Origin of the sequence: Psychrobacter sp. UBA3483, assembly GCF_002377905.1 — a bacterium.
In the GTDB taxonomy this organism is placed as follows: domain Bacteria; phylum Pseudomonadota; class Gammaproteobacteria; order Pseudomonadales; family Moraxellaceae; genus Psychrobacter.
On record NZ_DFQS01000005.1, the window covers coordinates 24,290 to 48,647 of the forward strand.

General features: G+C 44.4%; 23 protein-coding genes and 1 other RNA gene. 12 read left to right on the top strand and 12 right to left on the bottom strand.

Annotation, left to right across the window (positions count from 1 at the left end):
* Positions 1-19 precede the first annotated feature (19 nt).
* The 4 genes from rpsI to mrdA all read right to left on the bottom strand — a co-directional run bounded on the left by rpsI (position 20) and on the right by mrdA (position 3,814).
* Positions 20-406, bottom strand: coding sequence for a 30S ribosomal protein S9 (gene rpsI / locus B2866_RS00870; RefSeq protein WP_068407462.1), 387 nt, complete (start codon positions 404-406; stop codon positions 20-22).
* Between the two features lie 10 nt (positions 407-416).
* Positions 417-845: a 50S ribosomal protein L13 gene (gene rplM, locus B2866_RS00875; protein WP_068407459.1), complete on the bottom strand. Its 429-nt coding sequence runs from the start codon at positions 843-845 to the stop codon at positions 417-419.
* Between the two features lie 211 nt (positions 846-1,056).
* Positions 1,057-1,743, bottom strand: coding sequence for a 16S rRNA (guanine(966)-N(2))-methyltransferase RsmD (gene rsmD / locus B2866_RS00880; RefSeq protein ID WP_313473802.1), 687 nt, complete (start codon positions 1,741-1,743; stop codon positions 1,057-1,059).
* Positions 1,744-1,822: 79 nt separating this feature from the next.
* Complete coding sequence (gene mrdA, locus B2866_RS00885; RefSeq protein WP_296189643.1) at positions 1,823-3,814, bottom strand: penicillin-binding protein 2; 1,992 nt, start codon at positions 3,812-3,814, stop codon at positions 1,823-1,825.
* A 605-nt stretch (positions 3,815-4,419) separates the two neighbouring features.
* Here mrdA and B2866_RS00890 point away from each other — a divergent pair.
* The 6 genes from B2866_RS00890 (at position 4,420) to adk (ending at position 11,489) form a co-directional block, all read left to right on the top strand.
* Positions 4,420-5,754, top strand: coding sequence for a hypothetical protein (locus B2866_RS00890; RefSeq protein WP_296189646.1), 1,335 nt, complete (start codon positions 4,420-4,422; stop codon positions 5,752-5,754).
* A gap of 252 nt (positions 5,755-6,006) precedes the next feature.
* Positions 6,007-8,016 carry a heme lyase CcmF/NrfE family subunit gene (locus B2866_RS00895; RefSeq protein ID WP_296189648.1) on the top strand — a complete coding sequence of 670 codons (2,010 nt, stop codon included), beginning with the start codon at positions 6,007-6,009 and terminating at the stop codon, positions 8,014-8,016.
* Between the two features lie 64 nt (positions 8,017-8,080).
* The gene (locus B2866_RS00900) at positions 8,081-8,686 is read left to right on the top strand and encodes a DsbE family thiol:disulfide interchange protein (RefSeq protein ID WP_296189983.1); all 606 of its coding nucleotides are present in this window, start codon (positions 8,081-8,083) and stop codon (positions 8,684-8,686) included.
* A 65-nt stretch (positions 8,687-8,751) separates the two neighbouring features.
* A complete protein-coding gene (locus B2866_RS00905; protein WP_409520828.1) occupies positions 8,752-9,327 on the top strand; it encodes a cytochrome c-type biogenesis protein in 576 nt (191 codons plus the stop codon).
* Complete coding sequence (ccmI, locus tag B2866_RS00910; protein WP_296189651.1) at positions 9,324-10,604, top strand: c-type cytochrome biogenesis protein CcmI; 1,281 nt, start codon at positions 9,324-9,326, stop codon at positions 10,602-10,604. The genes B2866_RS00905 and ccmI overlap by 4 nt, the downstream gene beginning before the upstream one ends.
* 228 nt (positions 10,605-10,832) lie before the next feature.
* On the top strand, positions 10,833-11,489 hold the full coding sequence (gene adk, locus B2866_RS00915) for an adenylate kinase (RefSeq protein WP_296189652.1): 657 nt from the start codon (positions 10,833-10,835) through the stop codon (positions 11,487-11,489).
* Between the two features lie 204 nt (positions 11,490-11,693).
* Here adk and secB read toward each other — a convergent pair whose 3' ends face one another.
* The 4 genes from secB to rsgA form a co-directional block, all read right to left on the bottom strand.
* Positions 11,694-12,146, bottom strand: coding sequence for a protein-export chaperone SecB (secB, locus tag B2866_RS00920; RefSeq protein WP_068407439.1), 453 nt, complete (start codon positions 12,144-12,146; stop codon positions 11,694-11,696).
* Between the two features lie 207 nt (positions 12,147-12,353).
* Positions 12,354-12,617: a glutaredoxin 3 gene (gene grxC / locus B2866_RS00925; protein ID WP_296189656.1), complete on the bottom strand. Its 264-nt coding sequence runs from the start codon at positions 12,615-12,617 to the stop codon at positions 12,354-12,356.
* A gap of 319 nt (positions 12,618-12,936) precedes the next feature.
* Entirely contained in the window at positions 12,937-13,392 is a 456-nt protein-coding gene (locus tag B2866_RS00930; RefSeq protein WP_296189659.1) for a rhodanese-like domain-containing protein, read from the bottom strand.
* Positions 13,393-13,539: 147 nt separating this feature from the next.
* Positions 13,540-14,643 (bottom strand): ribosome small subunit-dependent GTPase A, encoded by a 1,104-nt coding sequence (gene rsgA, locus B2866_RS00935; RefSeq protein ID WP_296189661.1) that lies wholly within the window; start codon positions 14,641-14,643, stop codon positions 13,540-13,542.
* Positions 14,644-14,872: 229 nt separating this feature from the next.
* Here rsgA and orn point away from each other — a divergent pair, with 229 nt between their 5' ends.
* The gene (gene orn / locus B2866_RS00940) at positions 14,873-15,460 is read left to right on the top strand and encodes an oligoribonuclease (RefSeq protein WP_296189665.1); all 588 of its coding nucleotides are present in this window, start codon (positions 14,873-14,875) and stop codon (positions 15,458-15,460) included.
* Between the two features lie 94 nt (positions 15,461-15,554).
* Here orn and B2866_RS00945 read toward each other — a convergent pair whose 3' ends face one another.
* Both B2866_RS00945 and B2866_RS00950 read right to left on the bottom strand, forming a co-directional pair.
* Positions 15,555-16,397, bottom strand: a complete 843-nt coding sequence (locus B2866_RS00945) for a UDP-2,3-diacylglucosamine diphosphatase (RefSeq protein ID WP_296189666.1) — start codon at positions 16,395-16,397, stop codon at positions 15,555-15,557.
* A gap of 78 nt (positions 16,398-16,475) precedes the next feature.
* On the bottom strand, positions 16,476-16,982 hold the full coding sequence (locus B2866_RS00950; RefSeq protein WP_296189988.1) for a peptidylprolyl isomerase: 507 nt from the start codon (positions 16,980-16,982) through the stop codon (positions 16,476-16,478).
* A gap of 283 nt (positions 16,983-17,265) precedes the next feature.
* Between B2866_RS00950 and B2866_RS00955 the strand changes: the two genes are divergently transcribed.
* The 4 genes from B2866_RS00955 (at position 17,266) to B2866_RS00970 (ending at position 22,260) form a co-directional block, all read left to right on the top strand.
* Positions 17,266-19,005, top strand: a complete 1,740-nt coding sequence (locus tag B2866_RS00955) for a glutamine--tRNA ligase/YqeY domain fusion protein (RefSeq protein ID WP_296189669.1) — start codon at positions 17,266-17,268, stop codon at positions 19,003-19,005.
* 422 nt (positions 19,006-19,427) lie between these two features.
* Positions 19,428-20,066 carry a peroxiredoxin gene (locus B2866_RS00960; protein WP_296189670.1) on the top strand — a complete coding sequence of 213 codons (639 nt, stop codon included), beginning with the start codon at positions 19,428-19,430 and terminating at the stop codon, positions 20,064-20,066.
* Positions 20,067-20,324: 258 nt separating this feature from the next.
* Complete coding sequence (locus B2866_RS00965) at positions 20,325-20,984, top strand: glutathione S-transferase family protein (RefSeq protein WP_296189673.1); 660 nt, start codon at positions 20,325-20,327, stop codon at positions 20,982-20,984.
* A 295-nt stretch (positions 20,985-21,279) separates the two neighbouring features.
* Positions 21,280-22,260, top strand: coding sequence for an META domain-containing protein (locus B2866_RS00970; RefSeq protein WP_296189674.1), 981 nt, complete (start codon positions 21,280-21,282; stop codon positions 22,258-22,260).
* Positions 22,261-22,425: 165 nt separating this feature from the next.
* Here the strand turns inward: B2866_RS00970 and ruvC are convergent, their stop codons facing one another.
* Positions 22,426-23,010 (bottom strand): crossover junction endodeoxyribonuclease RuvC, encoded by a 585-nt coding sequence (gene ruvC / locus B2866_RS00975; RefSeq protein WP_296189677.1) that lies wholly within the window; start codon positions 23,008-23,010, stop codon positions 22,426-22,428.
* Positions 23,011-23,163: 153 nt separating this feature from the next.
* Here ruvC and B2866_RS00980 point away from each other — a divergent pair, with 153 nt between their 5' ends.
* Positions 23,164-23,805 carry an FxsA family protein gene (locus B2866_RS00980; RefSeq protein ID WP_296189680.1) on the top strand — a complete coding sequence of 214 codons (642 nt, stop codon included), beginning with the start codon at positions 23,164-23,166 and terminating at the stop codon, positions 23,803-23,805.
* Positions 23,806-23,922: 117 nt separating this feature from the next.
* On the opposite strand, the gene ssrS is transcribed toward B2866_RS00980, so the two are convergent.
* Positions 23,923-24,118, bottom strand: a non-coding RNA gene (gene ssrS, locus B2866_RS00985) — 6S RNA.
* Positions 24,119-24,358 lie beyond the last annotated feature (240 nt).

Here is a 24,358-nt window from a genome sequence, read left to right on the forward strand (position 1 = left end):
AGGGAAGAGATAGCTTTGATTAACGTTTTGAGAATTGTGGACGTTTACGTGCTTTACGTAGACCCAATTTCTTACGTTCAACTTGACGTGAGTCACGAGTAACAAAGCCAGCTGCTTTTAGAGCAGGTTTGTTGGCTTCGTCAAGCTCAATCAATGCACGCGTGATGCCGTGACGGATTGCGCCTGCTTGACCACTGATACCGCCACCTTTTACAGTGATATATAAGTCATAAGCAGTAGGTGATTCAAGTAGTTCTAAAGGCTGACGAACAACCATGCGCGATGTTTCGCGGCTGAAGTATTCATCAAGTGGTTTGCCGTTAACAACAATGCTACCAGTACCTTTCGCTAGAAAGACACGAGCGGTAGAAGTTTTGCGACGACCAGTTCCGTAATTGCGTTCCATAAGTATATCCTTAGATGTCTAGTTCTTTAGGTTGCTGAGCTTCATGTGGATGTTCTGTACCCGCATATAGTTTCAGCTTTTTGATCATCGCGTAGCCAAGAGGACCTTTTGGAAGCATACCCTTAACCGCTTTATGTAGAACATCTTCAGGCTTATGTGCAATCAGCTTGGTGAAGTTGGTTTCTTTAATACCGCCTGGGTAACCACTGTGACGATAGTACTTTTTATCTTGCGCTTTTTTGCCCGTTACCGCGATTTTTTCTGCGTTGATAACAACGATAAAATCACCAGTATCTACGTGCGGCGTATAACAAGTCTTGTGCTTGCCACGTAAGCGACTAGCGATTTCAGTAGCTAAGCGACCAAGGGTTTTGCCGTCAGCATCTACGACATACCAGTCATGGGTCACTTCAGCTGGTTTTGCACTAAGTGTTTTCATGATAAAACCTTAAAATTAGAATTCGTTGAGAGTTTAGCTGGGAACGGGGCTCTCAAAAAACAGACTGCACATTATAAGCAGTAGCGCCTACGCTTGCAAGCTGCATTGGGGTTTATTTTCGCCTTATATACATTAAACTGCAGCGTTGGCCAGTTTTTTAGCGGTTTTAAACATTTGTAAATTTTGTTAATGGCTTTCGTTAACCCGACAATTATGACGCTGAAAGCTGATAAAGTCCAGCGACAACTTGCCCAACTTTGTTCTGTTTTAGGCACTCAAAACTTATCAAGCTTTGCATTATCTCTGCTGGCGGCTCAGCGCTTTCGTTGATACTTGCTACCAATTGATCCAGTTGTAGGGTTAAATCTTTATCCGCCTCTAAATAAATCAGCGTTTCTGTGCTGATTAGAGACTGATTAATGAGCGCTGTCAAAATCGGCTGCCACAAATCTTGCGCATAGGGCGGATCGATAAAGACGATATCAAAATGCCGCTGTATTGTTTGATTTTGCGTCAAAACCTGCTCAGCTGTGCCTTGAATAATTTGATACATAGGAGGCTCTAAGCGTAAGTTCTCAGCACTTTTGCGCAGCATAGTGACTTGCGCCGGATTTACTTCGATAAAGGTAGTATGAGCCGCGCCACGTGATAAGGCTTCAAAGCCTAAAACGCCGCTACCAGCGCAGCTATCAAGTACTTTAGCGTCATGAATATCGCCAATCAACCAATTAAATAAAGTCTCACGCAGGCGATCTGGTGTCGGGCGCAAACCTTCGGCATCGATGAAACTCACAATACGGCGTTTATACTGCCCGCCGATAATACGTACGTCACCCGCTGCGGCCTGTTTCGCATGATGGTTGTTATTTTGCCAACGACTTTTCAAAGATTTTTTCATAGTGTTTTTTAGGTATTGCCTTTCGTTCATTTATTCTGAAATATTTTATTGCTGAACTTTTTACTGTTTAGCTTTGTTATTACTCAGCAGTGGCAGCGCTGGTTGTGGTTTCAGCATTTTGAGCTTCTTTTTGCTCGGCGAGCGCTTGCTCTTTATCACGTACGGCATCGCGCATAGCTTTTTCAAAGGCCTTTTGGCGCCTGATAGCTCTTAGCTCATCGGCAGTTGGTGGCAAAATAGGGTCGGTTTTACGCTGTAGCATCCAATAATCAAATAAGGCGCGACCAATAGGCGCTGCAACGGCACTACCGCCGCCGCCATTTTCGACCAGTACCGAAAGGGCGATTTCTGGTTCTTCTACAGGCGCGAAACCATTAAACCAAGCATGATCCCAGTGACGTTTATCGAGTGCCGCTTTATTATAGCTTTTACCTTGAGCGATCGATTTGACCTGTGCCGTTCCGGTTTTACCAGCGATGCGATAGCGCGGTGTATAAATGCCACGCGCTGTACCCGCCTTAACCGTTTGTTCCATCGCATCGTGCATACGCGTCCAATCTGACGGTTTGCCATTATAGTCAATTTTGCCATCAGGCTTGGTAATCAAGTTGACGGCCGCCGCACCGTCGCTGCTTTTTAATAAATGCGGCGTGATGTGATGGCCTTTATTCGCGGTCATGGCGGTGGCATTGGCAATCTGTAATGGCGTGGCTAAAAAATACCCTTGACCGATACTGACTGAGATGGTTTCACCCGGTAACCAGCCTTTATCATAGGTGTCTCTTTTCCATTTTGGTGACGGCATAACGCCTGATTTTTCATTGGGTAAGTCAATACCAGTTTGTTCACCAAAACCGAAGCGCACCATCCAGTCATGAAGGCGCTGAATACCCATTTCATACGCCAATTTATAATAATAGGTATCGACCGACATCATGATGGATTTCTTTAAATCTACCGTGCCGTGACCACCGCGTTTCCAGTCGCGAAAACGATGCGAATCGCCGGGCAAACTGAAATAACCGGGGTCATAAATAGTCGTTTCCCAATCTCGTAGGCCATAATGAATACCGCCTAAACCTTCAAAAGGTTTAATGGTTGAGCCGGGAGGATACGTCCCTTGCAGCGCGCGGTTATAGAGTGGCTGATCGACATCATCACGCAGAGCGCCGTAGTCCTTAAAAGAGATACCTGAGATAAAAGGATTGGGGTCGTAGCTTGGGTTACTAACAAAAGCCAAAACATCGCCGTTTTTTGGGTCGATAGCGACGATAGCGCCGCGGCGACCATCAAGCTGCTGCTGCGCAATGGTTTGCAAGCCATAATCTAGACTAAGCGTGATGTCATTGCCCGCAATGGGCGCTTTGGTATCAAGTTGACGTAGGATATTGCCATGAGCATCGGTTTCTACCGACTGATAACCTGGCTGTCCGAGCAGGATGTCTTCATAAAAATCTTCAATACCAATCTTACCGATAAGATCGGTACCCGCGTAGCGATCTTTATTAATTTGCTTGGATTCTTTATCGTTAATACGTCCGACATAGCCAATTACATGGGCAAATAGCTCGTCATAAGGGTACGAGCGTGTGAGTTTGCTTTGAATACTGATGCCACGAAAAAAAGGCTGACGCTCACTAAACTGCGCCAATTGTGCTTCGGTCAAATCAATCTTGATGGTCACTGGGTCATTTTTGGTTTTGCTAACGCGGGCCAAAATATCGGTAATGTCTTTTTCGCTAAGATCAAAAATGGGCGCCAGCAGATTTAGCGTGCGCTCTGGGTCTTCGACTTCGTCAGGGCTTAGCATAGCGGTAAATACGGGCTGATTGTCAGCGAGAATCACGCCGTTACGATCGTAAATATAACCGCGACTGGGCGGCGCAGAGATAAGCTTAATGCGATTGTTATCGGCTTGGGTAGTGTACTTATCATGGGCATACACTTGCAGATAACCGTAACGCGCGATCAAACCCAACAAGCCCATAAACATGAACAGCCCAAGGATAATAATACGGCTGGTAAAAATACGATTGACCTGTTCGGTATCGGACGCGAGCGGTTTGTTCATATAAAGTCAGTACCCAGACAGTCAGTGAATCGGTCGTTGATAAAATGGTAATTATTAAACAGGGATAAATTAAGCAAGGATAAATAAAGCAAAGAGAGAGACAGCTATTGGCTCGTTTATCTAAAGCGAGGTGAGCATAAAGGATAAACTAAAGTATTTCAATAACATAGCGCGGTGATTTATCAATAAAAGGTCAAATATTTTACTTGCTGTCATCAGCTAACCAGTAGCGTTAGACAACCGTAGATTATAACAGAACAAAAGCTTGCGCGCAGTAAGCAGTCGTTTGTTTTATGAGGATTGTCATTGCCATGATCGACATTGTTTTTTAGCTATTTTTAGCATCAATTAATGATATTAAAGGTTTAGGATAGAGAGTAGGGCGCAAAACGTGTCACCGCTAGTCACAACTTGCCAAGGCTTGATATGTGCTAATAAATAGCAAGTATGCTAAAATCAGGCGATTTATTTTAGCCATTGACATCATAGAGAGCATTAGTTAATGCAGTGGTTATTGAGGATAGAGCGTTTTTATTGAGCGTTCTTAATCGACTAAGGATATTTGCTTAACAACGACCATCATCACCTCAAGGATAATTAGAGTCATGGATGCAAATTCATTGTGGCAGACGATAGCGGAACACCCCGAGTTTTTTGCTATGTTGACCATTCCACCAGTGACGGCATTGGTCACTTGGATACACGTGTGGATGGCACTCAAGATGCTATTTTATCCGATTAAATTTTGGGGTATTCGGATTCCAAACTTCCCATTTTTTGGTTTGCCGGGATTGGGTTGGCAAGGGATTGTGCCGCGCAAAGCGGGCAAGATATCGGGCGTCATCGTTGATCAGACGCTATCAAAGCTGGGTTCGCTCGATGAGTTCTTTCAAGCGATGGAGCCTGCGCAAATGGCGGTATTTATCACCGACACGGTCGATGAAAACCTCGAAACCTTGATCGACGAAATTATGCTCGACCATTCGCCAGCATTGTGGGGTAATCTGCCTTATGCATTAAAGCGACGCGTCTATGCCCAAGCGCATCAAGAGTTGCCGAGTATCATGCAATCCTTGGTGACGGATTTGACCTATCACGTCGAAGATTTGGTCGATATGCGCAAGATGATTGTCAATAAAATGGAAAGTGACCGTCGTTTGATGGTCAATATGTTTTTAAAAGTTGGGCAAAAAGAAATTGATTTTATCTGGCATATCAGTGCTTTGATTGGCCTCGTATTCGGTATTATCCAAATGTTCATATTTTTGGTGGTGCCGCAACATTGGACCGTACCGTTTTTTGCTGCTATTTGGGGGTTTTTGACTAACTGGATTGCCATTTGGATGGTGTTTAACCCCGTTGAGCCGCATTTTGTTCCCTATGTGAAGTTTTTTGCGCTACAAAGCCGTTTCCCATTTATTAAGCCGCAACTGCCGCATATTGCCCAGTACCGTTTCCAAGGCGGCTTTATGAAGCGCCAAGAAGAAGTTTCTGAAGTTTTTGCTGAGATTGTGGTCAAAGATTTGGTCACATTAGAAAACATCATGAATGAGATGATGTACGGTGACCGCGCTGCCCAAACGCGTGAGCTGATGAAATCGCACTTATATAAAGTGTTAGAATCGCCAGTGATTAGTACCACATTGCGCGTTGGGCTGGGTCGCCGCGAGTTTGGGCAATTGAAGAATACCATTATCGACAAATCCATCGTCGCGACCATGGTGCCACTGCGTGACCCTGAGCTTAATAAAAGCCGTGCCAGTAAAATATTTGGGTTATTTCGCGATCGTATCCGCGCGCTATCCCCTGATGAGTTTCAAAACCTATTGCGCCCCGCTTTTCGTGAAGATGAGATGACGCTTATTATACTCGGTGGTTTGACAGGTTTCTTGGCAGGTTGGTTGCATCTGGTCCTAGTGTTTTTCCCTGCCACGCAGTGATAAAAGGTTTTTATGTTCTTTACACATATCGCCTACAGAGTGGATACAGAAACGTGACAAGTTGACGCTAATGTACCATGCTGTAAGTCTCCTAAGCTGCAATGGCTAATAGGTATACAGATGCAAATAACAGCATGACAATGGCAGCTAGAAGTAACGACAGTAGTGACTACTGACTATTATCAACTATCTTAAAAACACTGCTTTCTAAAATAAACAATGACCGTATTAAGGTAAACAAGGTTAGACCGTATGTTAATCACAGAATTGGGTTATTTTGCCTTGCTGGCCGCCTTTGTATTGGCGATTTTGCAGGTGGTATTACCGACCATTGGTGTCATGAACGACCACGTTGCTTGGCAGCGCCTGGCACCGAGTTTAGCGTGGGCGCAGTTTGCGGCCATGATTATCTCGTTTGGCTCATTGATGGCAGGCTTTTATTTTAATGATTTTAGCTTGGTTTATGTCACCCAGCATTCTAATACCTTATTACCTTGGTATTATAAACTGTCGGCGACGTGGGGCGGACATGAAGGCTCACTGTTGCTATGGATGACTATTATGGCCACTTGGTGTGCCTTGGTCTCTTACTTTAGTCGTGGCTTGCCGTTAACCATGCGCGCCCGCGTACTGGTGATATTGGCTGGTGTGCAGGTGATGATGCTGGCGATGTTAATCTTTACTTCATCACCGTTTGATCGCACTTTACCAAACTTACCCGTTGATGGCGCAGACTTAAATCCTCTGCTACAAGATTTTGGTTTGGTTATCCATCCACCGATGCTTTATATGGGCTATGTGGGTATGGCCGTGCCATTTGCGTTTTGTATGGCAGCACTTTGGGAAGGACGTTTGGATGCTGTTTGGACCCGCTGGTCGCGTCCATGGGCACTGGCTGCGTGGGGATTTTTGACCATTGGTATCGCCCTTGGTTCTTGGTGGGCTTATTATGAGCTTGGCTGGGGCGGTTGGTGGTTCTGGGATCCGGTAGAGAACGCCTCACTGATGCCTTGGCTGGCAGGCCTAGCTTTGCTGCATTCGTTGGCCGTAACCGAAAAGCGCGGGGTTTTTAAAGCTTGGACCATCATGCTGGCCATCTTTGCTTTTGCCTTGAGTCTTTTAGGCACGTTCCTGGTGCGTTCAGGTGTCATTACTTCGGTGCATTCGTTCGCTGCCGACCCAACGCGTGGTCTGGTTATTTTAGTCATTCTGGGTATTATCGTCGGTGGCGGGCTCTTAATGTTTGCTGTACGCGGTTGGCGTTTGACGGTTGAAAGTCAGTATCAGCTGATATCGCGCGAATCATTTTTAGTCATTAATAACGTGATTATCTTAATCTCAACCTTAGTTGTCTTGCTTGGTACGCTGTATCCTATTATTGCCGACTCCTTTAATTTAGGTCAGGTTTCTGTTGGGCCTCCGTACTTTAATGCGCTATTTGTACCCTTGGCATGGCTACTGTTAGTAGCGATGGGTATGGGCTCTAATATTCGCTGGAAAAAAGACAGCCGTCCATTATTGGGCGTCGGTATGGTCATCGCGGTCAGCAGTATGGTATTGGCAGCGATCATTGCCTATTTTGTCAGCCCATCTGCCATGCTAAATATTGGCGTGACGCTGGCGGTTAGCTTTTGGGTCTTACTGTGGATGGCTGTCGATTTTAAAGACAAAACCAAAAATGCACCAAGTTTCTTTAAAGGCCTAGGTCAGCTACGGCTAAGCTACTGGGGACAGCAAACTGCTCATATTGGTGTAATCGTGGCTGTCATCGGAGTGGCGTTTACCAGCACCTTGAGTGTCGAGCGCGATGTGGCATTAGGCGAAAATGAAAGCGTGCACGTACAAGGCTACGACTTTGAAGTCAAAGATTTCCATGAAGTCAGAGGCAGTAACTTTGATGGTATGCAAGCACAGGTCGAGGTGACCAAAGACGGTCGCGAGGTGGCAACTTTATACCCTGAAAAACGCACTTATATCATTAGTATGATGCCAATGACCGAGGCGGCAATTGATGCTAGCCTCATGCGTGATGTCTATGTGGCGCTGGGCGAGCCTATCGCTGAAGACAGTAATAAGTGGGCGGTACGCATCTATGTTAAGCCGCTGATTCGCTGGATATGGCTTGGTGCGATTATCATGGCCTTAGGCGGTCTGCTAAGTATGCTAGATAGCCGTTATCGTCTTAAAAAGACTAAAACATCGCCGCCAATGGCCGCTAATAAAGTAGGGTTTATTACCGAAGCTACAGTAGGGGAGAAGTAACATGAGTCCAGAAAATAATTCTTCCCCAAAAGCGCCTCACAATAAAGATGATGCAAACCACAAAATGACCAAGACCATGAAAAAAAGTCAAATAAAGATATGGTTTTTGATTCCACTGATTGTGTTTGTCGGTTTTATTATCATGCTGTACCTGCGCTTGGGTCAGCCGACGGATATCGTCACCAACACTGCGCTTGAGCGTCCGGTACCGACCTTTGAGTTGCCACTACTGTCTGATACAAGCCGTATAATGACCAATGACAATTTGCCTAGGCAGCCGTTTTTGATGAATGTTTGGGGCTCTTGGTGTCCAACTTGTATCGTTGAGCATCCTTTTTTAATGCAACTAGAGGAACGCGGTGTCAATTTGGTTGGCGTTAATTACAAAGATGACATCGGTGATGCGCTAGGATATCTAAATCGTGGCGGCGATCCATTCTCCATGTCTATTCAGGACTTATCTGGGCAGTTTGCTTTAGATTTAGGCTTAACTGGTGCCCCTGAAACCTTTGTGGTTGATGGGCAAGGTATCATTCGTCAGCATATTATTGGTGAGATTAGCGAGAGTAACTGGCAAAGCCGCATTATGCCATGTTTGATGGTGCTCAATGAAGCGGATAAGAAAAATATCAGTCCCGATCCTAGTCAGGTTCAGGAGGTGTGTAAATGAACGCCATGCCTTTAACAGTGATGTCATTAAAAAGCACGTCATTAAAAAACCTACAACCAAAAGCCATGCAAGCAACGAACCGCACCATAAAGTTAGCCGGCTTAATGCTTGCTTGCTTACTGAGTTTTATCCTAAGTTTCAGTGCGCATGCCGCAATTGATGTTTATGACTTTGATTCGCCGCAACAAGAAGCGCAGTATCGCGGGCTTATCGAGGAGCTGCGTTGCCCAAAGTGCCAGAACCAAAATTTGGCTGGCTCTGATGCGCCCATCGCGCAAGATTTAAAGCAAAAAACGTACGACATGATTAAAGAGGGTCGTAGTGATGCGGAAATACGCGCATATATGCAAGAGCGTTATGGAGACTTTATTACTTATAAGCCGCCTGTGCGCCCATCGACCTGGATACTGTGGTTTTTTCCGCCATTATTATTGATTGTACTAATCATTGGCTGGTTTTGGCAAAGTAAACGTAGCCAGCGTGTGGCGCGCGGCGAAAGTGCGGTTAATGTAGACAGCGCCGCCGCCTTATCGTCGGCAGAAAAAGCAGAGCTTGATCGTTTATTGTCGCGTAGCAGTAACGACAACAATAGCAATGCTAAGAGCGAACACGCCACCACCAGTACAGAGGACAAAAAATGACCCTATTCTCTACTTTTGGCTTATTTATTGCCCTAAGCTTATTTATTGCGCTGCTACTGGCGATTATCGCTATCATGCCATGGCTACGAGCGTCACGCTTGCGCGACAAGCCCGTTGACAATCAACTACTAGACATCAATGTTGCCGTATTCCGTGAGCGCCTAGCAGAGCTGCAAACCGATAAAGACAGCGGCACCATCGATGACGTACATTATCGCAATCAAAAGTTGGAGCTTGAGCGCCAATTACTGGACGCGCAGCGCACAGTCACACCCATGGTAGCGCCAAGTTTCAAAAGTCGTTTGATTATTATGATATGGGTGCCTGTATTGGCAGGATTGGCCTATTTCTTAATCAGTGACCGTACGTCAGTATTCGATTTGTGGGCAGCGGAAGATAAAGTCGGACAAGTGGCAGATGACTTATTGACTGGTAAAATCGATCAGCCACCTGCTTGGGCGATTGAAGATGGTACGCAGCTAATCAGTGCGATGCAGACCAATGTCTACCGTCATGCTGATGACCCTGATCGCTGGATGCGTTTATCTGAGCTGTTTTTATCATTAGAAGCCACCGATTCAGCACTTGAAGCTCTATCACGCGCTTATCGTTTGTCGCCAGGCAATGAAGAGATCGCCACCACTTATGCGCAAATCAGCTTTTTTGCCAATAAAGGTCAGCTCGATGCCAATAGCCGCCGCGTCTTACAAGACGTACTAGCAAAAAATCCACAGCATGAAGGCGCTCAGATGTTGATGGCAATGGGCGAGGCGCGTAGTAATAACTTTGAGCAAGCACAAGGCTGGATTAAGCGTTTGCGTGCCAGTATTGCTGCCAAACCGGGCGACCATAGCCAAGCGCTGACAAGCCTTGATGAATTGAGTGCCAATGTTAGCGCGCAGCAGCAGCAGGCATCTGAGGGTGTTGAGGTCACCGTTTCTATTAATGCGAGTTTGCTACCATTAGTTAAAGCAGATGATGTGCTGTTTGTCGCTATCCGTGATGTCAAAGGTGGGCCACCGTTTGCTGCCAAGCGTTTACCGATTAGCGTCATTAAACAGGGAGAGGCAACTATTAGCCTAAGTGATTTAGACGCCATGATGCCTGAACGTACGCTTGCCGCTGCTCGCGGTGATAAAGTCCAGCTTGCTGTGATTGCACGTATCAGCCATAGTGGCACTGCCGATGCTGAATCCGGTGACTTAACCGGTAATCCTGTGGTGATTAGCGCCGACCAAAATCAGGTCAGTGTTGCGATTAATCAACAAGTTCCTTGATAAAAGTAGTTTAAAAATTAAACGCTCAATACATGCGTGCCGTCATACTTTTGGCGGCGCACAACCCATACAATCTTATCTCATGAACAGATAAGTCATCGTAACTTGCCGCATCCAGACTAAAAATACTTGAGCTTTTGAAAGCCACAAGGTAAGGTAAGCTCTGCAACCCACCAATCCCTAAGTTTTATTAGTCCCAAAATCCTATCTATTAAGGAGAGTCGTATAATGATGCGTATTATTTTGCTAGGTCCACCAGGCGCCGGTAAAGGTACCCAAGCCCAGTTCATCTCTAAAGAGTATGATATCCCGCAAATCTCAACAGGTGATATGCTGCGTGCCGCCATCAAAGAAGGTACTGAACTTGGCAAACAAGCAAAAGATGTAATGAACGCTGGTGGTTTGGTTTCTGATGATCTTATCATTAACCTCGTGCAAGAACGCATCGCCAAGCCTGATTGTGTCAACGGCTGTATTTTAGATGGTTTCCCGCGTACCATTCCACAAGCCCAAGCGCTTGCTGATGCCAACGTGGCAATCGACCATGTGATTGAAATTAGCGTGCCTGATGATGAAATCGTTAAGCGCCTATCAGGTCGTCGTCAGCATGCTGGTTCTGGTCGTGTTTATCATATCGACCACAATCCACCTAAGGTCGATGGTATCGATGATGTGACGGGTGAGCCATTGATTCAACGTGAAGATGATAAAGAAGCGACCATTCGCGATCGTTTAGCGACCTATCATCAGCAGACTTCTGCTTTGGTTGGTTACTATCAAGAAAAAGCAGCTGAAGGCGGCGATGCTCCTAAATATGACAAATTCGATGGCACCCAAGGCATTGATGATGTTAAACAGCAAATCTTATCGGCACTAAAAGGCTAATACTTTTTTAGAGGTGCTGATAGGACTTGTTTATTAACAGTCATGTTCAAAACCCTGCTGCTTGTAATCACAAGCAGCAGGGTTTTTTAGTGCGTAAAAGCAAATACCAAAAAACGTCCATAAAAAAGCCGCTTACTTAAATTTAGTAAACGGCTTTTAGCTACTATTGGTTAAATGTAGATTAGCTAATGCTTCAGCTAAAAGTTACGCGTTACCTTGCGCATCAACTTGTGCTTGCTGCTGGCTTTGCGCGTATGCTTGGTCAAAGTTGACTGGTGCAAGCAATAGCTGCGGGAAGCTACCACGCGTAACGATGTCGCTGATCACTTCACGCGCATACGGGAACAACACATTCGGGCAATAAGCACCCAAGATTTGACCGATTTGATCTTCTGGGATGTCTTTTAATAAGAAAATACCTGCTTGATGCACTTCGGCGATAAATGCCGCTTCTTCAGCGTTTTTGGCGTTGACACTGACCGTCAATACCACTTGATAATGATCGTCATCAAGCTTTTCAGCGTTGCTCGATAGATTGATATCAAGCTCAGGGTTCCATTCTTTAGTAAATACAGCGGCGCCTGGAACTTCAAGTGACATGTCTTTTACATAAATGCGTTCTAGTGCCAATTGTGGTTGTGCTTGTTCTTCAGCCATGGTCATTCCTCTAAAAATTAATCAAATAATGGGACAGATTGTCATTGTAACAATATATCATTGTAATATAAATGCAGACTAAGGTTTGAGATTTATCTCAAGATCTTTTACTCAGTTTTTTAAAAACTGTTTTTTATCACAAAGCCCTATTCTTAATACTGTCTATTTTTACACCAATAAAAATAAACAGAAAAGTACAATAGCAAATTAACCGGCTAATAGCTCGTCAAGTTTGCCTTGTTGGTTCATTTGGTTAAGCTCGTCGAAACCACCGACAAAGGTGTCACCAATAAAAATTTGCGGCACAGTGCGATAGTTATTGGTCTTTTGCATCAAGGCCTGGCGCTCTTCGCGGCTGATGTCGTGCATGCCGATTTCTTCATAATCAACGCCCTTAGATTGCAATAGTTTTTTAGCGTTTGAGCAGTATGGGCACATTGGAGTGGTATAAACTTGCACAGGTACAGTCATGGTCATTCCTTATTTATAAATTTATGGGTGAGCAATTTTGTTATAAGTAATATGATAAATAATAAGATAAAAAAATTATAGGGTAGTCATTAATACAAACCGTTATCAATACGTAAATAACCGCTATATTTGCTGCTGCTCCGTATAAAGTGGGGATGACTATGGCAAATTCAAGCAGTTTTGGTTAAAAAGCGCTGGCGGTAGCATCATTAGCGCATAAAAAAAGACACCTTTTAAAGGTGTCTTTTTAATTAACGCTGCAAGCTTCTAAAACTATATGGCTGTTAATCTTATGAAATTTGCAGCTTTATCGGTTGTCTTACTTATGCAAACTTGGCTTGGCTTTGCCTTTATTTTTAGCTTTAGCATCTTTTATGCCAACCAATGGCATACCAGCGCCTTGCCAGCCGCCGATACCGCCCTCTAGGCGATAGACATTATCTTTACCAATCATTTGTACCGCAGCGCCTGCCTGAATACCCATATCACAGACGATGATAACTGGCTGCTCAATTGCACGAATTTCCTCAATGCGGTCTTTGAGCTCAGTGAAAGGTATGTTGCGGCTGCCTTGGATATAACCGGTTTCAAATTTCTTTTTGGCGCGAATATCGATGAGCTGCGCATTTTGCGAGTTAACCATCATACCCAAGGTGTTGGGCGATATTTTTCTGCCACTACGTTTGTTTTCAATGGCAAAAAACAGCACGGCAAGCACGGCTAATATACCAAATAAAAACGGGTGGTTGCCCACAAATTCCAGCGCACGATCCAAACCATACCTCCAAAAATATAAGTGTTCAGTCAAACTGAGAAGACAGCCCAACGATGGTGAACAAGGCGCTATTATACCGATAAGGTCATCTATAGTAAACGGGCGATGACTTGGTCGTTACTTTAACAATAACCTTAGACACATCTGCTAATAAGGCTTAGTATCCGCCTCTTCGGTTAGCGTCACAAGGTTTTCAACACGGCGCTGCAATACTTCGCCGTCCGCAACCGCTTGCCATAAGGCGCAGCCTTTACTGTTATGGGTATGGCGACAATCGCGGAACTGGCAATCACCTGCCAGTGGCGCAAGCTCGATAAAGCCTGAGATGATATCATCAGGGGTCAGATGCCAAATACCGTACTCGCGAATACCGGGGGTGTCGACGATGCCACCTTGGGTTAAGTCGTCGGGGTTAAAGGGCAGTAAGCGACTGGTGGTAGTGGTATGTTGACCAAGTTTTGAGTTCTCAGAGATAATATTGACGTTTTGTGCTGATTCAGGTAATAAGGCATTAATTAAGCTGCTTTTACCAACACCAGATTGTCCCGCAAAAATGACCAGTTTCTGATCGATATAGCGCTTTAGCTCATCAAGACCTTTTTGCTCGTCGCTATCAGCGATGTTTTCAGGGCACGCAACCGAAGTAAGCACGCTCTCGTAACCAAGCGCCGCGTATTGTGCCAATAATTCACTGGTATCGACGCCATTTTCTTGCGCCAGTAGATCAGCTTTATTAAGTACCAATAGTGGCTTTACGCCTGCATGATGACAAACGACCAAATAGCGATCAATCAATGTCGGCGCAGCGGCAGGCAACGGCGCAAATACAATGGCCAAAATATCAACATTGGCGGCGACGGGCTTGAGCTTATGATAACGGTCAGGACGCGAAACGAGCGAGGTGCGGGGCTTGACTGATTCGATACGTCCAAAGCCAGTATTAGGGTCGGCGCTCCAGCGTACTTTATCGCCAGCGGCTAGCATAGGCAGATTGGTACGCACATGACAGCGCCAAATATCGCCTAACGTTAGTTCCTGCCAAAACGGCTCAGGATCATCAGGCGCAATCTCTGGCTGCACGGGAATTACTGCCGGTAAGCTGGTCACTTGTACTTCTAGCTGCTTACCATAATGCGCCATGACCACGCCATCCATCAAACTGTCATCGATGCTGTCTTGGCTATCAAGCTGTTGTTTGTCGATGCGACGAATCTGTTGTTTAGTCAGTTTGCGTTGCCGGATTAATGCCATGGGTTATGACCTATTAAAAAATATTGCTAAGTGTAGCGTGAAAATTTGCTAACATACAGCCTAAAGCGCCGCTAGCAGATAGTGGTTTTGTAATATTTTCGTTTTACTAGGCATTATAGCCAACCAAGTACAAAGTATATGATTTTAGCCTGACCATTTAGAGTCAGTTTAATTGATTAACATTATGGCTCGTAAGCTGTGCCAAACTTTATTGACCATAGGATATTTTATGAGTACCGACGACCATCCCAATAAAATTAAAATCAAAAGCCAAGGTAAAAAAGGGTTGGTATGGATTGACCTAGAAATGACTGGGCTTGATACCTTAAATGATGAGATTATCGAGATTGCGACCGTGGTGACTGATGAGGATTTAAACGTCCTTGCCGAAGGACCTGTTTTTGCGATCAAGGTATCCGATCAAGTGTTAAATAAAATGGATGACTGGAATACCAAGCAGCATGGCCAGTCAGGCTTGGTCGACCGCGTGCGCCGTAGTACGGTGACCTTAGCAGAGGCGGAAGCGGAAACCATTAAGTTTTTGAATAAATGGGTCGATAGTGGCAAGTCGCCGATGTGTGGTAACTCAATCTGCCAAGATCGCCGCTTTTTGGCACGGCAGATGCCAGAGCTTGAGCGCTTTTTTCATTATCGCAACCTTGATGTGTCATCGATTAAAGAGCTGTGCTTCCGCTGGCGTCCTGATATTTTAAGAAATTTTGAAAAAGGCGGCAGCCATTTAGCCCTAGATGATATTCGCGACTCTATTCGCGAGTTAAAACATTATCGTCAGCATTTCTTTAAATTGATGCCTTAGGATTAATCAGCCATGGGTTTGAGTAGATAAGTTAACCGCCAAATATAGAAAGGGTTAGTTCATGGCAACCCTTTTTTATTCAGAATGATATGTTTCAAACCAATATCTTAAACTCAACCAACTCAAACTCAGCCGCATTATCGCCTGAATTGTCATCTGCCGTTACCGCCCCAATCACCGCACTGACTTTTGGCTGGCGTAACTCTTTATCAAGCAAGCGCCAATCGCCAAGTACGTAGCGTTTTTTATCTATCGTTGCCTGATGAATGGCCGGGCGATGGGTATGACCATGTAGTAACGCATCGTTATCAGCTACGGCTTGTATTACTGCATTTTCATTGACATCCATGATATAAGCGGCTTTGTTGGCATTATTTTGCTGACTTTTTTGCCGTAATTTATCGGCAATCGCTAAGCGCTTGGTAAGCGATTTATTGAGCAAATACCACTGGGTCAAACGGTTACGCATCATTTTGCGAAAGAACTGATACTTTTTATCATCAGTACATAAGGCATCGCCGTGTTCTAAGCGATAGCTGTGCTGTCCAACGGTTAAATAATACGGCTCATAAATCAGCTCACCACCGAATAAATTACAAAATGGCTGACCCAACAGAAAATCACGGTTGCCATGCATGACCAATATCTCACACCCAGCTATCCGTAGTTTTTTTAGTTTAACGATAAGCGGCGTAAGCCAATGGCTTTGGCGCGCGTCTTCTGCTAAGGTCAAATAAGCGTCATCACCAATCCAAACCTCAAACCAATCGCCTAAGATAAATAAACGTTTAAGCTGAGGCAGGGCAAGGCAATCGTCAAGCAGTACCAAAAAAGCCTGCACTAAGGCAGGCTCTTCTGGCGATAAATGCAAATCGCTAATCAATACTTGCCGCACCTCATAAGGGCGGGTCGTGATTAAATGATTAAAGCTTTGCATGTATCTTTATCCTCATGAGGTAAGATAAGCCGCTGTCAATAACGAACCGCTTATCTTATACCGTTTCTTAAAAAACGATTATTGAGTAATGATGGTCGCAGAGTTGATGACCACGGGCTCTTTTGGCACATCAGCATGCATGCCAAAACGACCGGTTGGTACGCCGCGCATTTTGTCGATGACGTCCATACCGCTGGTGACTTTACCAAATACCGTGTAACCCCAACCTTGCATGTTTTTGCCAGAGTGGTTTAGGAAGTCGTTGTCTTTTACGTTAATAAAAAACTGGCTGGTTGCTGAATGTGGGTCTTGCGTACGGGCCATCGCAATCGTACCTTTGTCATTTTTCAAGCCATTGTCCGCTTCGTTTTCAACGGGTGCATTGGTCGCTTTTTCATTCATCTCAGCGTCCATACCGCCGCCTTGAATCATAAAGCCGTCAATGATGCGATGGAAAATCGTCCCGTCATAATGACCAGATTTAACATAGTTTAAAAAGTTTTCGACCGTTTTCGGCGCTTTTTCTTCATTGAGTTCGATAACGATCGCACCCATATTGGTGTCAAGTTCTACTACTGGTGGCATGTCTACCATGTGATATTCCTTTTTTGATTGTAGCGTCTAAAATGACGCCGTTAAGTGGTGGCTAAAAAGTTGCTGACTAAAAGTTATGGCTAGTCTAACGGCTTTTTTGTCGTCTGTCATGTATCAGGCTGTTAATGCCTTTGCAAAAGCTGATAGAATAACGCAACGTTATCTTTTATCAGCGATTTTTGATTGATTATTTTAAATTTTCTTATTTTGAACCTTTTATAAAGCGTAATGACACGTGTTATAGACTGAAACCTTGCGCTAGGAGCAATGAGTAATGAGTGAGCACTCAAGCAACAATGTACAAAAAGACGAACAAAAAAACGACTTTATTCGTAATATCATTCGCGATGATGTCAAAGCGCAAAAATACCCGCAAATTGTGACGCGCTTTCCGCCTGAGCCAAACGGCTATTTGCACTTAGGTCATGTCAAATCTATCTGCTTAAACTTTGGTATCGCCGAAGAGTTTGGCGGCGTTTGTAACTTACGCTTTGATGACACCAACCCAACCGCAGAAAAGCAAGACTATATTGATAATATTGAAAATGATGTGAAATGGCTTGGCTTTGAGTGGGCGGGCAACGCGCACCATGCGTCAGGCTACTTTGACCAGTTGTACGCATGGGCCGTGCAATTGATTGAGCAAGGCGATGCTTATGTGGATTTGCAGTCCCCTGAGCAAATTCGCGATAATCGTGGCTCATTTAATGAAGCTGGTACGCCGTCGCCGCAGCGTGATGCCAGTGTCGAAGAAAACTTAAAACTCTTTAATGATATGAAAGAAGGCAAGTTTGCCGAAGGCAAAGCCGTGCTGCGCGCCAAGATTGATATGGCAAGCCCAAACATGAATATGCGCGACCCTGTCATCTACCGCGTCATGCACCAAGCCCATCATCAAACCGGTGATAAGTGGTGTATTTATCCGATGTATGATTTTGCTCATCCGCTCTCTGATGCGCTTGAAGGTATCACCCATTCTTTATGTACGCTGGAGTTTGAAGACCATCGTCCCTTTTATGATTGGGCGGTTAAAAAAATTGGCTTTGATGTGCCGCCGCACCAGTATGAGTTTAGCCGTTTAAATGTCGATTATACCTTGACCAGTAAACGCAAATTAAAGCAGTTGGTTGATGAAGGTATTGTTAGCGGTTGGGATGATCCACGGATGCCGACCATCGCTGGCATGCGCCGCCGCGGTTATACGCCTGAAGGTTTACGCGATTTTAGTGAGCGTGTCGGCGTGACCAAAGTAGACAGCGTCGTTGATTTTCGTCTATTAGAATTTAGTATTCGTCAGTCATTAGAGACGACGACCGCGCGCGGTATGGCGGTGCTTAAGCCGTTAAAGGTAACGATTACTAACTTTAGCGATGCGGTTAGCAGTTGGGAGTCGCAAAAAGCCGATAGCGTCAATGCACGCTGGGATGAAGGCGCACAGACTTTATGGCTCACGCAGCAAAACCATCCAAATGTCTATATGGGCGAGCGTGAGATTCCGTTTACCGAAACCCTTTATATTGACCAAGGCGACTATGAGATTGAACCGCCAGCAGGCTATAAGCGTTTATCTCCAGAAAAGAATGAGATTCGCCTGCGCAACACTTATGTGCTGGCAGTGACTGAGCATGTGCTAGATGACGCAGGTAACGTGGTTGAGCTAAAAGCAACGATTGATCCAGCAACCTTAGGCAACAACCCTGAGGGCCGTAAGGTTAAGGGCGTGATTCATTGGGTGTCGGCTAGCCAAGGCGTGCCTGCAATCGTACGCATGTATGAGCAGCTATTTAGCGCTGAAGACCCAAGTAGCGCCGCCGATGTTCATCAAGCGCTAAATCCTAACTCATTGACTGAGCTTAGTGCCGTGGTTGAGCCGTCATTAGCAAATGCAGCAGCTGGCACGCGTTTCCAGTTTGAGCGTGAAGGTTACTTTATTGCGGACAGTAAAGACCACACGAGCGATAAGCCAGTGTTTAATCAAATCGTAAGCTTACGTGACAGCTATAAACCGGCTTAAATTATAGATATTGGCTTTACTAATAGTGCTTACAACGCTACTGAACAATAGTAGTTTTCAAAATTGCCCATTTCTAGTACGCTAGAGATGGGCTTTTTTTATGAGCATGGATTATCTTCAGGGCTTCAGACATAGTAATTTGGTTAAGGCTTTAAATGCAAACTTACGCGCTTAGTAATAAATGGCATAAGCGCATTACAATCCATCACAAGACATTCATAACCAGTTTGCTAAGATAGAAGAGAATTCTTGCTGACGTACTTTGAGTTATTGTGTAGTATTGACCAAGTACGTTGATAGCTAAGTACGTTTATAACTAGGAATATTTATAACTAAGTACGTTTATAACAATAGAGCGCATAGATACCTTTAGGTGTGAACAAATACTAACGCTCATTACTCATATAAATAAGGAATAAAGCATGGCAAATTTACGTTTAGGTGATACCGCCCCAAATTTTGACGCGAGCACCACAGAAGGTGATATCAACTTTTATGATTGGGCAGGCGACAGTTGGGTAGTATTATTTTCGCATCCTGCTGATTATACGCCAGTATGTACCACTGAGCTTGGTCGTACGGCAGCATTAGGCGGCGAGTTTCAAAAGCGCAATGTGAAAGCAATCGCCCTATCAGTTGATGGTTTAGAAGATCATAAAGGCTGGTCCAAAGATATTGAAGAAACCCAAGGTACCGCTGTTAACTTCCCTATCATTGCCGATTCAGATCGCAAAGTGGCCGATCTTTATGACATGATTCATCCAAATGCCGACAATACCGCGACGGTCAGAAGCGTGTTTATTATTGACCCAAATAAAAAAGTACGTTTAACCCTGACTTATCCAGCCAGCTGTGGCCGTAACTTCGATGAGATCGTCCGAGTTATCGATGCGATGCAATTGTCTGATGAGTATAATGTTGCAACACCAGTTGATTGGAAAGAAGGCGATGACGTTATCATTCCGCCAAGCGTGAAAAACGAAGATATTCCAGCCAATTATCCAAAAGGCCATACCGAAATTAAGCCTTATCTACGTACCACGCCTGCGCCTAACAAATAAGTTAAGCATATTAGGCGGTTGGCCAAGCAGTTATGTTAAGTTAATAAGCCCTATGACGTCATGTCATGGGGCTTTTACTTTTTCAGATTTTCAGCATTTTATTAAAACAGCATATTGCATAAGGTTTTGCTATGATAATAACAGGCTGGAGTGTCTAAACATGATATTTATAATTTTATCCATAACCCATAATGCAGTAACCATAATAAAACCAAAGGGCGCTGAGTCGCTTTAAAACCATTTTACAAGGAGTTTGCCATGAAAAAACTATACCTTACCCGTACCGCCCCAAATCCACGTAAGGCGCTTATCTTATTGGCGTCAAAAGGTATCGATGTCGATGATATGGATGATCTTGATGTGGTCGATATCGACTTCGCTACCAATGAGCAGATGTCCGAGGAGTTTACCAAAATCAATCCCATGCAGACGGTGCCGGTATTAACCTTGGATGATGGTACGGTGCTAAATGACTCGCAGGCGGTATGCGAGTATCTCGACCGCGTCTATGGAGAGCGCTCGGTGATGGGTAATGACGTCGTACAGCGGGCGCAAGTATGCTCGATGCGCCGTATTGCCGAGTTTGAAGTGCTATATAACTTTATGCTTGCGTTTCAGCATAGCCATCCGTCCAAAGCGCAGCGTGTCGAGCAAGTACCTGAGTTTGTCGCGCCTTCTATCGCTCGCGCGGTAAAAGCCTTACAGTATTTTGAAAATGCCCTAAACGGTCATGATTATTTGGTCGGTGATCAGTTAAGTTTTGCCGATATCGTACTGTATTTAGGTTTAGACTTTGGCAAGATTTTAAAAGTCAATCCAAACCAGCAGGGCGAAAATCTAGCGCGTTTTTATCAAATGATGAATGAGCGCTTTAGTATTAAAAATATGGCCAAAGCCAAACCAGCTTATGAGGAATAATAAGCTAAAAGACGGTTTATAAATTGAGTTTTATATAGCTAAAAGCCTTAATGCGCTAACAATCATATTAGCCAGTTAAGGCTTTTTTTATGGCAAAATCAGAAAAACTATCGAAAACAGTTACTATCAATCTATAAAATTAAACACTTCGTAACAATAATAGGCAGTAACGGCGCTATAGTGGTCAAATTATGAACACTTTACAAAAATAGATACAATTACGGTTTGTACGACAGAAACTTCGTATGCTAAAAAGCGTATTATGGCAAAGGTTTACTCACAAGGTATGATTGTTATGACCTCATCTTTTGACACCCAATGTTTTACGGAATCATCTTTTATAAAATCTTTGGCTAGATTTGCTGTATTGCCTAGCATTCTAGCGGTAAGTCTGGCATTAACTGCCTGCCAAGAAACGTCGGTACCGAGCGAAAATGACGCACAGGAAGAAAGTGCTAGCGAAGTCGATGTTAATGCGGCCACGCCTGACGCTACGCTAAAAAACGATGAGTCCAAGGCGGGTGAGATGAGTGATGAAGAACAAATGATAGCCAATCTTACCAATTATCGCTGGACACTGATGTCTGCAAGCGATAAAGGTGCACAGCCACTAAATATGTTGCTTGATATCAAAGATCAAGTGCGCTTATCCTTTAGCCAATACCAAGGTGAGAATAGCTTAAATTATAGTGTGGGCTGCAATACCATGAGCGCAGGCTATCAGCTTCAAGGTCAGACGTTGACCATCGAAGACGGTATGAGCACCAAAATGTCATGCGGTGAACTTGATAAGGCTGAAAACCAATTGAACCAGCTAATGCAAGGTGAAAATCAATTGACCTTAGTATTAGATAGCAATGTCAAAAACGGTAGTACTGATAGCGCAACGGCTGAAAGTCATCAACCTGTCTTAACGCAAATCACAAGCGACGCGGCGACGTTAGTTTGGGAAGGTAAACTGACCTCACAAGCGAAATATAACAGTAAAGGTGAAACGGTATTTTGGGCGGTAAATGCTAAGAAAATCGCCTGCGCTGATAAGAGCTCAGAGTTGTGCTTACAAGTAAAACCCATTACTTATGATGACCAAGGTATCAAGGTTAGCGAAGGTGTCTGGACAGCCTTTAACGGTGAAATCGATGGCTATCAGCCTGATGGTATGCATGACGAAGTATTACGTCTTCAGCGCTATCAGTTAGACGGTAATGAGACTGCAGAAGCGCAAGAATATGCGTATGTACTCGATGCAGTGATTGAGAGTAGCGTGGTCGAGTAGGGCTGCTAGAGTAAGTTGGTTGATGGTTTCTATTACTGATATTATTCTTAATATTATTTAAAACGACGGCTTAAATAGCCGAGATGATTTAAACAAAACACGCGCCGTTTGGACGCGTGTTTTTTTATGAGCGTTTGCTTTATTTTATGAATATCTTTTTTTACATTAACGCAGATTGCCTAAGTCTTCTTCGGTCAAACGCCAGCGGCCTTTTTTCTTCGAAGCACCGCGTCCGCGCATGGCGCTGTTTAATATCAGCTTGTTCATTGAATGACTTGAGTGCGCATGACAAATGGCGCAGGCAAGACCATCGGCGGCATCTTGTTGTGGCACCACATCTAAAGACAGTATACGGCAGACCATCTCTTGTACCTGCTCTTTTGCCGCTGCACCATAGCCGCAAACGGCTTGTTTAATTTGACGGGCGGTATATTCCGATACTTCTAAATCAAGAGCGACCATGGCAGCAATAGCTGCGCCGCGAGCTTGCCCAAGTTTAAGCGCGGAGTCAGGGTTTTCTGCCATAAACACCTGCTCGATAGCCGTATAAATGGGCTCGTCACCATATTTTAGATGATGCTGGGTGATACGCGTTAGGCCATTAAAAATGCGCTTTAGGCGTTCAGGCATCTCTTTGGTATCTGTACGAATTGTGCCTGCGTCTATATAAGTCAGTTTGTCGCCCGTTTGCTGAATAATGCCATAACCGGTCATGCGCGAACCCGGGTCAATCCCGATAATAATTGCCATAGTATTCCGTCTTGCTTACATTTTGTTTTATGGCTTAAAAATAAGCCGTAAGTTTGATAGTATAGCAATCAATCCCCATATACATCATATGCTAGCCATTTAAATTTACATGGCGCTTAATTTTTTAGATTTTATCTTATAGGACGACACTTTATGGGTCAGATAGTTGGTATTGCCATTGTTTGGTTTATTATCGAGATGCTGCTTTGGTATTTACTTGCGCAGTTTATGAGCGGCTGGTGGGTGTTTATGTGGTTTATTATTGCCGCCGTTATCGGTATCTCACTCCTGCGTAAGGGGATGGCAGCACTCAATCCAATGGCACAGCAGATGAAAGCGGGCGGTATGATGAATCCTGCGATGCGTCCACAAGAATCAACCATGATTAAAAGTGTCGCCATGGCAGCGGCCGGTCTTTTGTTATTGATTCCGGGTGTGCTGAGTGATCTATTAGCTTTATTGGTGATATTGCCACCAGTACAGAAAAAGCTCAAAGACTTTGCTAATAACTACGTTATGAACAATCAGCAAAAAATGATGGAGATGATGGCAAAACAGATGGGTGGACAAATGGGCGGACAAAACCCATTCGGTGGCATGGGTGGTCAGAATCCGTTTGGCGGTGCAGGTGGCATGAATGGCCAGAACCCATTTGGTCAACAACAAAATCCGTTTGGTCAGCAACAGCAAAACCCCTTTGGCGATGTGTTCAAACAACACACGACGGTCGATGGGACGGCTAAAAACATCCCCAAAGATGTGAAGAAAATCACCAAGTCTGCCAATGACGAGTAATCGATTGATGCTTGAGCAAGCATAAAAAGAGCCCCTTTCGTTATTAACGAAAGGGGCTCTTTAGTGGTCTTTATTTATCATAAGCATATTTGCAAACAAATAAAATAATGACCGAATAGAACAACCGAAGTGCCGCCGTAAGATGGTGTCCCATGAACCGTGAAGTTCAGGGCGGATGCGTCACTGCCTCTGCAGGTTTCCTGAGACACCGCAAGCGGTGCAGGCATACACAATGAGACAATAGGTACCACATCCTGGTAAAGCATTATCGGCTCAGGGAATAAACATCTACTAGCCAACACTTCAGAATATAATTATCTTAACCAATGACTTGAGTGATTGCAAGTACGATTTACAGATTGCTACGTCGGGTTAATAAGCAGCATGAATGATGTTGAGTGTTCACTGTATTTACTATGAAATTAAAGACCCTCTACGCGCTTAATTTTTACCTTAAAAGGGCGATTTTTCAGCTATTTTGAGATATGTGTTAATATAGAGGGCTGTAAACATCCTAAGATAGCATTCTAGGCGTTCATTCACTTGAGGAGCG

Excerpts from the sequence above, each read along its gene's own strand:
- mrdA (WP_296189643.1), bottom strand. The coding sequence starts at position 3,814 with ATGAACAAACCGCTCGCGTCCGATACCGAACAGGTCAATCGTATTTTT.
- B2866_RS00965 (WP_296189673.1), top strand. The coding sequence starts at position 20,325 with ATGAAAAAACTATACCTTACCCGTACCGCCCCAAATCCACGTAAGGCG.
- rsmD (WP_313473802.1), bottom strand. The coding sequence starts at position 1,743 with ATGAAAAAATCTTTGAAAAGTCGTTGGCAAAATAACAACCATCATGCG.
- B2866_RS00960 (WP_296189670.1), top strand. The coding sequence starts at position 19,428 with ATGGCAAATTTACGTTTAGGTGATACCGCCCCAAATTTTGACGCGAGC.
- B2866_RS00905 (WP_409520828.1), top strand. The coding sequence starts at position 8,752 with ATGCAAGCAACGAACCGCACCATAAAGTTAGCCGGCTTAATGCTTGCT.
- B2866_RS00890 (WP_296189646.1), top strand. The coding sequence starts at position 4,420 with ATGGATGCAAATTCATTGTGGCAGACGATAGCGGAACACCCCGAGTTT.
- B2866_RS00980 (WP_296189680.1), top strand. The coding sequence starts at position 23,164 with ATGGGTCAGATAGTTGGTATTGCCATTGTTTGGTTTATTATCGAGATG.
- B2866_RS00955 (WP_296189669.1), top strand. The coding sequence starts at position 17,266 with ATGAGTGAGCACTCAAGCAACAATGTACAAAAAGACGAACAAAAAAAC.
- grxC (WP_296189656.1), bottom strand. The coding sequence starts at position 12,617 with ATGACTGTACCTGTGCAAGTTTATACCACTCCAATGTGCCCATACTGC.
- rpsI (WP_068407462.1), bottom strand. The coding sequence starts at position 406 with ATGGAACGCAATTACGGAACTGGTCGTCGCAAAACTTCTACCGCTCGT.
- adk (WP_296189652.1), top strand. The coding sequence starts at position 10,833 with ATGATGCGTATTATTTTGCTAGGTCCACCAGGCGCCGGTAAAGGTACC.
- orn (WP_296189665.1), top strand. The coding sequence starts at position 14,873 with ATGAGTACCGACGACCATCCCAATAAAATTAAAATCAAAAGCCAAGGT.
- B2866_RS00945 (WP_296189666.1), bottom strand. The coding sequence starts at position 16,397 with ATGCAAAGCTTTAATCATTTAATCACGACCCGCCCTTATGAGGTGCGG.
- rsgA (WP_296189661.1), bottom strand. The coding sequence starts at position 14,643 with ATGGCATTAATCCGGCAACGCAAACTGACTAAACAACAGATTCGTCGC.
- ruvC (WP_296189677.1), bottom strand. The coding sequence starts at position 23,010 with ATGGCAATTATTATCGGGATTGACCCGGGTTCGCGCATGACCGGTTAT.
- B2866_RS00895 (WP_296189648.1), top strand. The coding sequence starts at position 6,007 with ATGTTAATCACAGAATTGGGTTATTTTGCCTTGCTGGCCGCCTTTGTA.
- ccmI (WP_296189651.1), top strand. The coding sequence starts at position 9,324 with ATGACCCTATTCTCTACTTTTGGCTTATTTATTGCCCTAAGCTTATTT.
- secB (WP_068407439.1), bottom strand. The coding sequence starts at position 12,146 with ATGGCTGAAGAACAAGCACAACCACAATTGGCACTAGAACGCATTTAT.
- B2866_RS00970 (WP_296189674.1), top strand. The coding sequence starts at position 21,280 with ATGACCTCATCTTTTGACACCCAATGTTTTACGGAATCATCTTTTATA.
- B2866_RS00900 (WP_296189983.1), top strand. The coding sequence starts at position 8,081 with ATGACCAAGACCATGAAAAAAAGTCAAATAAAGATATGGTTTTTGATT.
- rplM (WP_068407459.1), bottom strand. The coding sequence starts at position 845 with ATGAAAACACTTAGTGCAAAACCAGCTGAAGTGACCCATGACTGGTAT.
- B2866_RS00950 (WP_296189988.1), bottom strand. The coding sequence starts at position 16,982 with ATGCCACCAGTAGTAGAACTTGACACCAATATGGGTGCGATCGTTATC.